This window comes from Arthrobacter sp. 01T414 (genome assembly GCF_056398965.1).
This window is the reverse complement of record NZ_JBFTQK010000001.1, coordinates 331,216-343,966: the sequence shown is the minus strand read 5'-3', so window position 1 is coordinate 343,966 and position 12,751 is coordinate 331,216. Positions and strand designations below refer to the sequence as shown.

Annotated in this window: 14 protein-coding genes; 4 read left to right on the top strand and 10 right to left on the bottom strand. The window is 68.5% G+C overall.

Annotated features, from left to right (window positions below; all coding sequences use genetic code 11):
- Window positions 1-45: 45 nt before the first annotated feature.
- On the bottom strand, window positions 46-1,809 hold the full coding sequence (locus tag AC1DK9_RS01620; RefSeq protein WP_476862228.1) for a glycoside hydrolase family 15 protein: 1,764 nt from the start codon (window positions 1,807-1,809) through the stop codon (window positions 46-48).
- A gap of 103 nt (window positions 1,810-1,912) precedes the next feature.
- On the opposite strand from AC1DK9_RS01620, the gene AC1DK9_RS01615 reads away from it, so the two are divergent.
- Both AC1DK9_RS01615 and AC1DK9_RS01610 read left to right on the top strand, forming a co-directional pair.
- Complete coding sequence (locus AC1DK9_RS01615; protein ID WP_476862227.1) at window positions 1,913-2,671, top strand: DUF72 domain-containing protein; 759 nt, start codon at window positions 1,913-1,915, stop codon at window positions 2,669-2,671.
- Window positions 2,672-2,719: 48 nt separating this feature from the next.
- Window positions 2,720-3,802 carry an App1 family protein gene (locus tag AC1DK9_RS01610; RefSeq protein ID WP_476862226.1) on the top strand — a complete coding sequence of 361 codons (1,083 nt, stop codon included), beginning with the start codon at window positions 2,720-2,722 and terminating at the stop codon, window positions 3,800-3,802.
- On the opposite strand, the gene AC1DK9_RS01605 is transcribed toward AC1DK9_RS01610, so the two are convergent.
- The 4 genes from AC1DK9_RS01605 to AC1DK9_RS01590 form a co-directional block, all read right to left on the bottom strand.
- The gene (locus AC1DK9_RS01605) at window positions 3,799-5,331 is read right to left on the bottom strand and encodes a GH1 family beta-glucosidase (protein WP_476862225.1); all 1,533 of its coding nucleotides are present in this window, start codon (window positions 5,329-5,331) and stop codon (window positions 3,799-3,801) included. The two genes, AC1DK9_RS01610 and AC1DK9_RS01605, sit on opposite strands and share 4 nt — an antisense overlap.
- A gap of 104 nt (window positions 5,332-5,435) precedes the next feature.
- Window positions 5,436-5,825 (bottom strand): hypothetical protein, encoded by a 390-nt coding sequence (locus AC1DK9_RS01600; protein ID WP_476862224.1) that lies wholly within the window; start codon window positions 5,823-5,825, stop codon window positions 5,436-5,438.
- Between the two features lie 102 nt (window positions 5,826-5,927).
- Window positions 5,928-6,308 carry a DnaJ domain-containing protein gene (locus tag AC1DK9_RS01595; protein WP_476862223.1) on the bottom strand — a complete coding sequence of 127 codons (381 nt, stop codon included), beginning with the start codon at window positions 6,306-6,308 and terminating at the stop codon, window positions 5,928-5,930.
- 122 nt (window positions 6,309-6,430) lie between these two features.
- Window positions 6,431-6,856 (bottom strand): Hsp20/alpha crystallin family protein, encoded by a 426-nt coding sequence (locus AC1DK9_RS01590; protein WP_476862622.1) that lies wholly within the window; start codon window positions 6,854-6,856, stop codon window positions 6,431-6,433.
- 143 nt (window positions 6,857-6,999) lie between these two features.
- Here AC1DK9_RS01590 and AC1DK9_RS01585 point away from each other — a divergent pair, with 143 nt between their 5' ends.
- The gene (locus AC1DK9_RS01585; protein ID WP_476862222.1) at window positions 7,000-7,287 is read left to right on the top strand and encodes a MerR family transcriptional regulator; all 288 of its coding nucleotides are present in this window, start codon (window positions 7,000-7,002) and stop codon (window positions 7,285-7,287) included.
- 29 nt (window positions 7,288-7,316) lie between these two features.
- Here the strand turns inward: AC1DK9_RS01585 and AC1DK9_RS01580 are convergent, their stop codons facing one another.
- The gene (locus AC1DK9_RS01580) at window positions 7,317-8,099 is read right to left on the bottom strand and encodes a phosphatase PAP2 family protein (protein ID WP_476862221.1); all 783 of its coding nucleotides are present in this window, start codon (window positions 8,097-8,099) and stop codon (window positions 7,317-7,319) included.
- Between the two features lie 194 nt (window positions 8,100-8,293).
- On the opposite strand from AC1DK9_RS01580, the gene AC1DK9_RS01575 reads away from it, so the two are divergent.
- Window positions 8,294-8,503 (top strand): hypothetical protein, encoded by a 210-nt coding sequence (locus AC1DK9_RS01575; protein ID WP_476914813.1) that lies wholly within the window; start codon window positions 8,294-8,296, stop codon window positions 8,501-8,503.
- Between the two features lie 136 nt (window positions 8,504-8,639).
- Here the strand turns inward: AC1DK9_RS01575 and manD are convergent, their stop codons facing one another.
- The 4 genes from manD to dgoD form a co-directional block, all read right to left on the bottom strand.
- Window positions 8,640-9,869 (bottom strand): D-mannonate dehydratase ManD, encoded by a 1,230-nt coding sequence (manD, locus tag AC1DK9_RS01570; protein ID WP_476914812.1) that lies wholly within the window; start codon window positions 9,867-9,869, stop codon window positions 8,640-8,642.
- Between the two features lie 65 nt (window positions 9,870-9,934).
- Complete coding sequence (locus AC1DK9_RS01565) at window positions 9,935-10,924, bottom strand: sugar kinase (RefSeq protein ID WP_476862218.1); 990 nt, start codon at window positions 10,922-10,924, stop codon at window positions 9,935-9,937.
- Window positions 10,921-11,595, bottom strand: coding sequence for a bifunctional 4-hydroxy-2-oxoglutarate aldolase/2-dehydro-3-deoxy-phosphogluconate aldolase (locus tag AC1DK9_RS01560; protein ID WP_476862217.1), 675 nt, complete (start codon window positions 11,593-11,595; stop codon window positions 10,921-10,923). Before AC1DK9_RS01560 ends, AC1DK9_RS01565 begins: the two co-directional genes overlap by 4 nt.
- A gap of 5 nt (window positions 11,596-11,600) precedes the next feature.
- Window positions 11,601-12,749 (bottom strand): galactonate dehydratase, encoded by a 1,149-nt coding sequence (gene dgoD, locus AC1DK9_RS01555; RefSeq protein WP_476862216.1) that lies wholly within the window; start codon window positions 12,747-12,749, stop codon window positions 11,601-11,603.
- Between the last annotated feature and the right edge of the window lie 2 nt (window positions 12,750-12,751).

Below are 12,751 nucleotides of genomic sequence, written 5' to 3'. Positions count from 1 at the left end.
ACGCCGCCGGGCGGCCCGGTTGGCGGGCGGTTTCAGCAGCCCGGGTCAGCGGCCGTCCCCCTGCAGGTGGAGGGCGCTGCGCACCAGGGCAAAGTGGCTGAAAGCCTGGGGCGTGTTCCCCAGTTGCCGCGCCCCCTCGACGTCCCATTCCTCGCTCAGGAGCCCGACGTCGTTGCGCAGCGCCAGCAGCCGTTCGAACAGCTCCCTGGCCTCACGGCGCCGCCCGGCACCGATCAGCGCGTCCACCAGCCAGAAGGAACACGCGAGGAAGACACCCTCGCCGCCGGGGACGCCGTCGTCGCTCTGATCCTGCCGGTAGCGGAGCACAAAGCCGTCCTGGGTGAGTTCCCGCTGCACCGCCTCGATGGTGCCGATAACCCGCGGATCATCCGGGGCAAGGAAGCCCACCCGAGGAATCAGCAGCAGGCTGGCGTCGAGTTCGGGCCGCCCATAGGACTGCACGAAGGTGTTGCGTTCGGCGTCGAAACCGTTGGCCATCACATCGGCGTGGATCTTGTCCCGCAGGGCCTCCCAGCGGTCCGCCGGGCCGGAGAGGCCGAAATCACGGACGCCCTTGACCATCCGGTCCGCCGCCACCCAGGCCATCACCTTGGAGTGGGTGAAATGGCGGCGCGGTCCGCGCATCTCCCAAAGACCGTTGTCCGGCCGGTCCCAGGCGGTCTCCAGATGCTCCATCAGCGCCACCTGGACGTCCCAGGAATCATCGCCGTCCTGCAGCAGCGAGGTCCGGGTCAGGGCAAGGCAGTCCAGCACCTCGCCCCAGACATCCAGCTGCAGCTGCCCCGCCGCGCCATTGCCGATCCGGACGGGCGCCGACCCCTCGTAGCCGGCCAGCCAGTCCAGCGTCATTTCCGGAAGCCTCCGCTCGCCGTGCAGGCCGTACATGATCTGCAGGTCGGCCGGATCCCCGGCCACCGCCCGCAGCAGCCAGTTGCGCCACGCCGCGGCCTCCTCGGAGTAGCCGTAGGCCAGCAGCGCCTGGAGCGTCAGGGTCGCGTCACGGAGCCAGCAGTAGCGGTAGTCCCAGTTGCGTTGGCCGCCGAGCTCCTCCGGCAGGGAGGTGGTCACGGCGGCCACAATGCCGCCGGTCGGAGCGAAGGTCAGGGCCTTTAGGGTGATCAGCGAGCGCAGCACGGCGTCACGGTAGGGGCCGGTCACATGGCACTTGGCCGACCATTGCTGCCAGAACGCTTCGGTGGCTGCGAGGACGCCTTCCGGATCCACCCTGCGCGGACGGCCGAGGTGGCTGGGCGCCCACGTCAGCACGAAGGGAATGCGCTGCCCGGCTTTGACGGTGAAGTCGCTGGCGGTCTCCATGTGCTCGCCCCGGAGCGGCGCCTCCGTGACCAGGTATGCGGCATCCGGGCCGGCCACCGCGTGGATCCCGTGTTCGTCGTGGCGCACCCAGGGAACGATGTGGCCGTAGTCGAAGCGCAGCGCCAGCTCGCCGCGCATCCTGACCGTCCCGCGGATCCCCACCACGATCCGCACGATGTCCGCTGCCCCGTCGCGCGGCGACATGAAATCGATGACCTTGGCCTTGCCGTCCTCGGTCTCCCATTCAGTCTCAAGGATGAGGGTGTTCTTGCGGTAACGCCGCCGGGTGCATTCGCCGCCGGACGCCGGCGCCAGCAGCCAGCGGCCCGCCTTGGGGGTGTCCAGCAGGGCGTTGAAGCAGGCGGGCGAGTCGAAGCGGGGCAGGCACAGCCAGTCGATGGAGCCTTCCGTGCTGATCAGGGCGGCGGTGTGCAGATCGCCGACCATTGCGTAATCCTCGATGCGTGCCATGCCTCTTACAGTGCCACACGGGACGCTGCCGGACGAGGAGCCCGGCGCTCCTCCAGGGGGCAGAGGGCTGGGCGCGGCCGCCCGCCCGGGCTAGGATTCAGGCATGCCCGAACAGGATTTCCGGGCTCCGGGTGCGCCGCACATCGGAACCAGCGGCTGGAGCTATGACCACTGGGAAAGTGTGCTCTATCCGCCCGGGCTGCCGGCACGGGACCGGTTGGCCCACTACGCCTCGCGGTTCACCACGGTGGAGCTAAACGCGAGTTTCTACCGCTGGCCGCGGGAGAGTTCCTTCGCCGGGTGGCAGCGGCGGCTGCCGGAGGGCTTCACCATGTCCGTCAAGGCGCCGCGGGGGCTGAGCCACGGCAAGAAGCTCTACGGCCCGGAAGCCTGGGTGGAGCGGATTGCGCGGTGCTGGCACGAGCTGGGTGACAAGCGGGCCGTGTTGCTGGTCCAGCTGCCGCCGGATTTCGCCCGCGACGACGCCCGGCTGGGTTACTTCCTGGCCGCCCTGCCCGGCTGGATCCGCGTGAGCGTGGAGTTCCGGCACCCCAGCTGGGACCACCCGGCGGTGTATGAGTTGCTCGAACGGCACGGCGCCGCCTACTGCGTCATGAGCGGCGCCCAACTGCCCTGCATCCTGCGGGCCACGGCGCCCTTCGTCTACGTGCGGCTGCACGGGCCGGATCCGGACCACCTCTACGCTGGTTCCTACTCCGAGCAGGAACTCACTTGGTGGGCGGACCGAATCCGCGAATGGCTGGCGTCCGGCAAGGATGTCTACGCCTATTTCAACAACGACGGCGGCGGCAACGCCGTGCGCAACGCCGCCAGGCTGCGTGAACTGCTGGGCGACGCCTGAGGGCGGACGCAACGCCGGCCGGACCTGCCGCTGTGGGAGAGTGGAGGTATGGAATTGGCGTCGCAGGAACCAGCGCAGCAACCACAGCCGGACAAGAAGGTCTCGGGCAGCCAGGCCTTCCGGCTGGCCCACTGGGTCTCGGACTCGGTCAACCACCTCCGCCTCAAGGCAGCCCGGCGCTGGAAGTTCAGCCCGCAAACCATCGCCTACCAGGGCTACGGCTCCACCGAGTGGGTCCGGGTGCTGGGCCGCGTGCTGCTCACGAGCAAGCCCACTCCCGGCAGCCGGGCGGAGCAGGCTGCCCAGAACGGCAACCAGAATATCCGCGGCTGGCGTGCCTTCACGTCTGTCCCGATCCAGTTCGTCGAGGTGGAGATCGAAATCGGCGGCGTCACCACCTGGGTGCACGCCGATCGCGGCGGCCTCGTGGACACGGTTGTCCCGGTGTCATTGACGCCGGGCTGGCACCGCGCCGTGCTGCGCGCCGAGGGCACCGAGCCTGCGGAATCGATGATCTACGTCATTTCCCCGGACACCACGCTGGGCATCGTCTCGGACATTGACGACACGATCATGGTCACGGCTCTGCCCCGGCCGTTCCTGGCATTGTGGAACACCTTTGTGCTCAACGAACGGGCCCGGATGGCGACCCCGGGCATGGCCGTGCTGATGGACCGGCTGCTGGTGGAGCACCCCGAGGCTCCGGTGATCTACCTGTCCACCGGCCCGTGGAACGCCGCCCCCACGCTGGCACGCTTCATCACCCGCAACATGTACCCCACCGGCGCCCTGCTGTTGACCGACTGGGGCCTGACCCACGACCGCTGGTTCCGCAGCGGCCAGGACCACAAACGGCGGAACCTGGAACTGCTGGCGCAGGAGTTCCCCAACATGCGCTGGCTCCTGTTCGGCGACAACGGCCAGCATGACGAGGCCATCTATTCGCAGTTCGCCAAGGACCACGGCGACCGCGTGGCCGCGATCGGCATCCGCCAGCTGTCCACCGGTGAGGCCGTGCTGGCCGGCGGCCACTCCGTCGACGGCGACCACACGGGCTCCACGGTCCCGTGGATCTACTCCCCCGACGGCGCCGGCATCGCCAAGCGCCTGCAGGAGCTGGAGCTCCTCTAGCCGGCCGTCTGGGTTCCGGCCGCGGTTTCAGCTTGCGTGTCAGCTCCGGCTGCCGGGGTTTCGACGGCGGCGCCCGCACCGGAGGCGTCCCGCTTTCGGGCCGCCATGAGCTCGCGGAGCCAGAAGTAGGAGGCCTTCGGCGTGCGGACCATGGTGTCCCGGTCCACGTGCAGCAGGCCGAACTGCTGCTTGTAACCGGCGGACCACTCAAAGTTGTCCATGAGCGACCACACGTAGTAGCCGCGAAGGTCGATCGACTCGGCCGCGCCGCCGGGCGAGGTGGCCTCGATGGCAGCCTCGATGTGCTCGGCGAGATACCGGACGCGGCGCTCATCCGGGACGATCAGCCGGCCGTCCGCGTCGTGGATCTCCAGGTCTTCAAAGCTGGCGCCGCCTTCGGTGATGTAGACCGGCGGCAGTTCCGGGTAGCGCTCGGCCATCTCCGCCAGCGCCACGGCCATGTAGTCCGGCTTGATCGGCCAGCCGTAGGCCGTGATCTCGGTGTCCGGGAAGCTCTGGACGTGGAACGGCGTCGGGGATCCGTCGCCGTCGAGGTCGTTGCCCATGGCCTCGGCCATGCCCTTGGGCACCGTCCCCTCACCCGGCCCGGCAGCCACGCGGGTGGGCATGTAGTAGTTCAGCCCGTAGAAGTCCAGCGGCTGCGAGATCAGCTCCATGTCCTCGCTGGACGGGCTGAAGGAGGAGAAGAAGGTGGCGGCCCTGACGGCGTCCGGGTACTTGCCCAGCAGCACCGGGTCCGCGTACAGGCGGTTCTGGGCCATATCCATGAGCCCGGCACTGACCTTGTCCAGCGGATTGGCCGAGGCCGGAACCATGGGCGAATACACGTTGGTCAGGCCGATTTCGCCGGGCACCTTCGCCGCGCGAAGTGCCTGCATCGCGAGCCCGTGGCCCAGCAGCTGGTGGTGGACGCTCGGAAGCGCCTTGAGCATGTGGGCCTCGCCCGGGGAGTGAACGCCCAGCATGTAGCCGTTCGCACTCACCGTGGCCGGTTCGTTGATGGTCACCCAGCGGGCCACCCGGTCCCCGTAGGCCGCCGCGGCGATGGCGGCGAACTCGCCCAGCCGGTAGGCCGTGTCCCGGTTCATCCAGCCGCCGGCCTCGTCCAGTTCCAACGGCGTATCCCAGTGGTACAGCGTGGCCATCGGGGAGATCCCGTTGGCCAGCAGCAGGTCGATCAGCCGGTCGTAGAAGTCCAGGCCTTTGGGATTGACCGGACCGCTGCCGCCGGGCTGGATCCGGGGCCAGGACAAGGAGAACCGGTAGGAATCGATCCCCAGCTCCTTCATCAGCGCCACATCTTCGGGCATCCGGTGGTAGTGGTCGCAGGCGATGGCCGGGCTGTGGTCGTTGACGATCGTGCCGGGCTTGGCCGCGAACATGTCCCACCCCGAGGGCCCGCGCCCGTCCTCGTCCAGCGCCCCCTCGATCTGGAAGGCGGCGGTCGCCACGCCCAAGGTGAAATCGGCCGGCAGCAGGGCGGCCAGATCGTGGGCGGAAGCATTCATTGGCGGATCCCCTATGCAGTTGCGCTGGTGGTTGATTGATTTTAGGCCCCGGCGGGTGCCCGCGCCACAACCGGCGCGTCGACATCCACCGGTGCGGCCAGCGCCTAGTAGGTGGCGGCCTCCGGCCCGAAGAGGAACCCCTTGGCGTGGGCGACGGCCTTCTTGAACGCGTCGTTCCGCAGGCTCAGCAGCTGTTCCGCCTCATCCGCCGCCGGCTCGAGGTAGCCGGTGAACCCCGGCCGGAGCACCCAGATGTCCCCGGCCGGCGGCAAATAGAACACCCCGAACGAGCGGTGCTGGCTGTCCTCGGCGGTCCAGACCGGCACCACGGCCAGCGCGGCGCCGGTGTCCACGTTGATCCATTGCGCACGCGGGAGGGGAAGTTCGTGGGCTTCCGGGTCAAGGAACGGTGCGGTGCCCTCTCCCCAGCGTTCCTCGAACCGTTCGTGGAAGGCCGGGATGAGGTGCGAGTCGTAACGCCGCCATGCGCTCATGGCTGTACTCCTTTTCTTGTGCTGCTGCCAGGGTGCGGATGTGAGGTGCGGATGTGGAGTGCGGATGTGGGGTGCGACGCCGCCGGGAAACAGGCGCCCGCGTCATTCGGGCCCCCGCTCCCACCGCACCGGGGTAACGCGCAGGACCGGCTCCTCGCCGCGGTGGTGGCGCACCGGAATGTCCCGGCCAGCTGGGGCATTGTCGCCCCTGCCGGCCGGGCGGGCGTAGGGGTCGTACTCCGCCCGGGATTTCGGATTCCTTAGGACGGCGTAGGACTCAAGAATGCGCCGAACCTCCTCCGCGCCATCGGGCACGACGCCGGACGCGGCGCCGGTCGCGGTGCCGGACGCGGCCGGGGCGGCGGCTTCGACGTCGGGATGACGGCGTCTCATCAGCGCCCGGAAGGACCGCTGGATCTCCGCCGGCGTCGCATCCGGCGTGACCCGCAAGGCGCCGTAGAATCCGCGCGGATCACGATTCATCGACTCACCCCCTGGCTGGATTGCGAAGCCACTGCCCCGGACCAAGCGGGGACCGCCTGCCAACCCGGCAGGACCCGGCCCCCGCTCTCCTCGGCCGCCCCAGGGCATCCGCCCCGGCACTGCTACTTCCCGATCTCCTGCAGCTTGTCCTGCGTGTGCGTGATTTCGATCTTCCGCGGCTTGGCCTGCTCCAGCACCGGAATCCGGAGCGTCAGGACGCCGTCGGCGTAGCTCGCCTTGACGTTTTCGGTGTCCAGCGTCTCGCCCAGGATGAGTTGGCGGCTGAAGACCCCGCGTGGCCGTTCCGAGGCAATCAGCTCGACATTGGGCTGCGCTGGCTCGCGCCGTTCGGCCCTGACGGTCAGGACGTTGCGCTCGATATCGAGATCGACCGAGTCAACGTTGACTCCGGGAAGATCGAATGCGACGACAAACTCGCCGTCCTCCTGCCACGCATCCATGGGCATGGCGGCGGGGCGTGCCGCCGTTCCAAAGACCTGCTGGGTCAGCCGGTCCAGTTCACGGAACGGGTCCGTACGCATCAACATCATTTCCCACTCCTTCATGTGAGAGTCCCAGGTTTTCTGTCTATCCAGCACCCAGTATCTGTGGTGGTGGATATAGATTTTTTATAGCACCGGTGCCAAACTGATGCAAGGGGAATTTCGGGAAGACAGGAAGGAGCCGCGCAATGGCGGACCGTGACGGCGACGCCGGTGTCTACGCGATCTCCGTGGTGGCCCAATTGATCGGAACCGGCCAGCAGAACATCCGGCTTTACGAACGGAAGGGCCTCCTCACGCCGGACCGCACCGCGGGCGGAACGCGGCAGTACAGCGACGCGGACCTCGCCGTCCTCCGGCGGATCAGCGAACTGCTTGAGGAGGGGCTGAACCTGGCCGGCGTGGCCAAGGTCCTGGAGCTGGAGGCGGCCAACGCCAGGCTCCTCGCGGAGCTTAAACGACGCAGGGCGCGCTGACCGGCAGCGCGCCCCGCATCTCCGGGCCTTTATTCGGCTCCGGTCTCCTGTTTGGAAAGTTCCCCGGTGATCTGCTCGCCCGGAATCCGCGCGGTCCGCCAGGTGTCCAGCAGGATCACGGCGCCAAGGATCACAAACGAGATCGAGAGCGAGGCCGCGGCATCCGTGGTCCAGTGGTAGCCGAGGTACAGCCGGCTCACGGCGGCAAAAAAGATCCCGATGCCGGCCACGACGAATCCGGCGACGGCCGCCTTCGGGTTCTTGCGGCGCGAAAAGATAAGGAACGTCGTGATCAGGAGGAAGTCACATGCTCCCAGGACGTGCCCGGAGGGGAACGAGAAGGTGGTGTCGGCCCCGAAGAGCATGAGGTCCACCGGCGGCCGGTGCCGCTCGACCGTCCGGCCGATGAGCTGCGCCAGGATGACCCCGGTGAGCATCCCACCAGCGAGGACCATCGGCCGCCACGCGTGCTTGGCCAGCAGCCCCCAGACAACAGTGAAAACCAGGATGATGATCGGCAGCCCGATGGGGCCGAAAACGATGGCCAGGATGATCATGATCGTCGTGGTCGGTTCCCCACGCAGCTTCACCAGGCCGGAGCGCACCGGCTCATCCACCACGCTGATGCCGGTGTGCTGAAGCACGCTGACCAGGATAAAGACGAACAGCGCGGCGCCGAGAATCATGAGTGCGACGGCGATCCGGTACAGATTCCGGCGCGCATCCGGGCTCATGTAGCGTTCCTCCACCACGAATTTGTCGTGGAAGACCCGCCACCAGCCGGACGATTTCCCTGATTGGTCCTGAGCCATTGCCCGCATCCGCCTCTTCAGTGTGTGGTTATTTCTTCCGTGAAGATTATCGCGGTTCGAAGCCCAGCGCGTTTCCCGGGCTCGACACGGCCTGGAACCCGCCCGCGTGGTGAGTTGACTCACATTTAAATCAGACGTTATTCTCGCTTCAGCCGCTGGGTTCCACGGCAATCCACTTCAAGGAAGACAGTGCGATGACGACAGCTAACGAATGCATCGAGATCCAGGTCGAGAACCGCCGGGTGCTGGACGACCGGCTCAATGACGCCGTCCTAGGGCTGCAGCGACTGGCCATGCTCACCGGCACCCACGRCATCCTGCTGACCCGGCACAAGCCCGGGCACTACACGGCGGCGCTCTCGGACCAGGTGCCGTTCGGAATGACCCGGGAACTGGTCCACTAGGCCGGACCCGCTGCGGGCCCGCGTCCGGGCCTTAACGAGCCAGGTCCCGGGCGGCTGAGCATCGACTCGCCGCCCGGGACCTTCGTCGTTTCAGCGGCTGCTTCCGGTGCAGCCGCAGTTCACCGCAGGAGCCCGGTCACCAGTCGTGGACCGTTCCGTCGACCAGTCGGTTATAGGGCAGGTAGGCCTGCTGGTACGGGTAGGCCGCGGCGGCCTCTTCATTGAACTCGACGCCGATGCCCGGGTTGTCGCCCGGGTGCAGGTAGCCGTCGACGAACGTCATGGACTGCTCAAAGACCTCGTTCGTCGCGTCCGAGTGCTGCATGTACTCCTGGATGCCGTAGTTATGGATGGCCAGGCCCACGTGCAGCTGGGCGGCGAACCCGACCGGGGAAATGTCCGTGGGACCGTGGAAGCCCGACTTGACCTGGTACTGCGCGGCGAAATCCATCATCTTCTTCAGCGGCGAGATGCCGCCAAAGTGCGTCGAGGCGGCGCGGACGTAGTCGATCAGCTGCTCCTTGATCAGGGTCTGGAAGTCGTAGACGGTGTTGAAGACTTCCCCGATCGCCAGCGRCGTGGTGGTGTGCTGGCGGACCAGGCGCAGTGCCTCCTGGTTCTCTGCCGGAGTGCAGTCCTCCAGCCAGAACAGATCGTAGGGTTCCAACGCCTTGCCCAGCTTCGCGGCCTGGATCGGCGTCATCCGGTGGTGCCCGTCGTGCAGCAGCGGGATTTCCGGGCCGAACTCGTTCCGGACCGCCTCGAACACGGTGGGCAGGTGCCGCAGGTAGGCCCGGGTGTCCCAGTCCTCCTCCTGTGGGAACGCGCCGCGGCCAGCCGGTTCATAGTCGTACCGCTCCCCCGAGGCCTGCGCCTGCGCCGCGACCCCGTACACGGCCTTGATGCCGGGCACCGCGGTCTGGATCCGGATGGACTTGTAGCCCAGCGCCAGGTGCTCACGGACCGAATCGAACAGCGACTCCAGGTCCGATCCGGAGGCGTGGCCGTAGGCCCGCAGGCCGTTCCGGGAAGCGCCGCCCAAGAGCTGGTAGACCGGCATGCCGGCCAGCTTGCCCTTGATGTCCCACAAGGCCATGTCGACGGCGGCGATCGCGGCCATCGTGACCGGGCCACGGCGCCAGTACGAGGACCGGTAGAGGAACTGCCAGGTGTCCTCGATCCGGTGCGGGTCCTTGCCGATCAGCAGCTGCGCGACGTGCTCCTTCAAATAGGCGGCGACGGCCAGTTCGCGGCCGTTGAGGGTCGCGTCACCGATGCCGGTGACACCGTCCTCGGTGGTGATCCGCAGGGTGACGAAGTTGCGGGAAGGGCTGGTCACAAAGACTTCGGCGGCAATGATTTTCACGGCTGGTCCAGGCTTTCGGTGTCGGTGCGGAGGGCTTCCGGGGGTGTCCCGGCAGGGCGGGGGTCTTAGCGCTGGGTACTTCCATCCGGGACGGCGCCCAGCAGCGCCAGTTCCGCGGCACTGGGCAGGCCTTCACAGTCGCCAGCGGTGCTGACCGCAAAGGCCCCGGCGAGGGTGCCGCGCTTGAGCCGGGCGGCGACGTCGCCGCCGTCGAGCAGGGCCGAGAGATAGCCTGCAGTGAAGGCATCGCCGGCTCCGACGGTGTCGATACTGGTCACCGGGACGGCCGGGGCTTCCCAGCGGCCCGCGGCGGTGTGGACGCCCGCGCCGGCGGCGCCGCGCTTGACCACCACCTCCCCCACTCCGCGCTCCAGCAGTTCGGCGGCCATGGCCAGTTCGGCGGCCTCCGTTCCTGCCGAGCCGGGGCCGCCGTTGCCGGGTGTTCCTCCGCCGTCGGCGACGAGGCCGAGTTCGTCGTCGGAGGCGATCAGGACCGTGGCGTGCCGGGCCAGCGGGGTGAGGACGGCGCGGGCCTCATCGCGGGACCACAGCTTGCCGCGGTAGTTGACGTCGAGGGACACCACCAGGCCCTCCGCCGCACCGCGCGCGGCGGCGTATTCGACGGCGCGCCGGGCCTCCGGGCTGAGGGCTGCGGTGATGCCCGTCAGGTGCAGGACGCGCGGGCCGGCGGTGAAGGCCCGGTCCACGTCCTCGCGGCTGATCGTGGACCCGGCCGAACCGGCCCGGTAGTAATAGGCGCGGCTGAGGTCCGCCGTGCGGCGTTCCAGGAACATCACTCCGGTGGCCCGGGCGGTGTCCACCCGGTGCTGCACGGCAATTCCTTCGGAGCGCAACTGCCGCAGGATGAACTCGCCGTGCGGATCCGCCCCGACAACGCCGGCCCAGGCGACGCTGTGGCCCAGCCGGGCCACGCCGACGGCGACGTTGGACTCCGCCCCGGCCACGTGCATGGTCAGCCCGCCGCCGGCGGACAACGGCCCCGCGGAGCGCAGCGAGACCATCGATTCGCCGAGGGTGAGCAGCTCGAGGGTCACCGTGCAGGCTCCGCGGCCGGCTGCCGGCCGTACCCGGACGCCAGGTCCACAAAGGCGCGGGCCCGTTCGCGCATCGGGGCAAGGTCCCCGCCCGAGCCGGCGTCGCCGAACAGCGGGCCGCCGAGTCCGACGGCGATCGCGCCGGCGTCCCAGTAACCCGCTGCCTCGTTGATCCCGACGCCGCCCACCGCGATGAACGGGATGCCGGGGAAGGGATCGCGGAGTGCCTTGAGGTAGCCGGGACCGCCGATGGAGGCCGGGAAGAGCTTAACCGCGGTTGCGCCGCGGTTCATCGCCTCGTATGCCTCGCTGGGGGTCAGGGCCCCCGCGAGGACGGGAATCCCCAGGCGGGCGGACTCCTGGATCGAGCTCGCGAGCGAGGGCGTGACCATGAACTGTCCGCCGGCGTCGGCGACTTCTTCCACGTCCGCGGCGGTGAGCACGGTGCCCGCCCCGACGAAGCAGCCTGCGGGCGCCGCCGCCCGGACCGTGCGGATCGCCGCCAGCGCATCCGGGGTGGTCAGGGCTATTTCGACGTAACGGAAGCCCTCCTCCATGGCCGCGAGGGCAGCCTCGGCGGCGGCCCCGCCGTCGGTTCCTCGCACGATCGCCACGAGGCGGGTCTCGCGGATTCCGGCCAGCAAGTGTTCGGGGGTCAGTGCGTTTCTCATATCGTTCACCATTCTGCGAAGGCGCCGTCGGGGTGGCGCCAGACCGGTCCGCGCCAGGCGTGGCCCCGCTTGTCCGCTGCACGGACCACGGCCTCGTCGATCTCGATGCCGAGGCCCGGCCCGGTCAGCCGTTGGATATGGCCGTCAACAAACTTGAGCGGGCTCTTGTCCACCACGTAGTCCAGGACTTCGGCACCCTGGTTGTAGTGGATGCCGATGCTTTGTTCCTGGATCAGGAAGTTGGGCGTGGCGAAGCCGACCTGCAGGCAGGCTGCCAGCGCCAGCGGCCCGAGCGGGCAGTGCGGGGCCAGCTGGACCTCGTAGATTTCGGCCAGCGAGGCAATCTTGCGCACCTCGGTGATGCCGCCGGCGTGCGAGAGGTCCGGCTGCGCCACGGCGATGCCGGCCTGCAGCGCCGGCAGGAATTCCTGCCGGCTGTAGAGCCGCTCGCCGGTGGAGACCGGCGTCGTGGTCGAGGAGGTGAACTCCCGCAGCAGGTGGGTGTTTTCCGGGACTACGGGCTCTTCAAGGAAGAACGGCCGGTACGGTTCCAGCAGCGGCGCCACCCGCCGGGCGTTGGCCAGGCTGAAGCGGCCGTGGAAGTCGACGGCGACGTCGCGGTGGTCCCCGAGCACCTCGCGGGCCGCGGCGACCCGGCGGACGACGCCGTCGAGCTCGGCCACCGACGCGACCGGGCTCATCCGGCCGCTGGCGTTCATCTTCACCGCGGTGAGTCCGACCTCCAGCTGGGCGCTGATCTGGTCCGCCACCTCGTTGGGCTCGTCCCCTCCCACCCAGCCGTACATCCGGATCCGGTCGCGGACGTGGCCGCCCAGGAGCTGGTGCACGGGGGTGTTGAAGTGCTTGCCTGCGATGTCCCAGAGTGCCTGGTCCAGGCCGGAGACTGCGCTGGCGAGGATGGGGCCGCCGCGGTAGAAGGAACCCTTGGTCATCACCTGCCAGTGGTCCTCGATCCGGAGCGCGTCGTTGCCGATCAGCAGCTCGGAGAGTTGCTCGACGGCGGTGCGCACGGTCTCGCTGCGGCCTTCGCAGCTGGCCTCGCCCCAGCCGACGATGCCGCTCTCGGTCTCGATCCGGACGAAGAGCCAGCGCGGCGCGACGAGGAAGGTTTCAATCCTGCTGATGCGTGTCATGT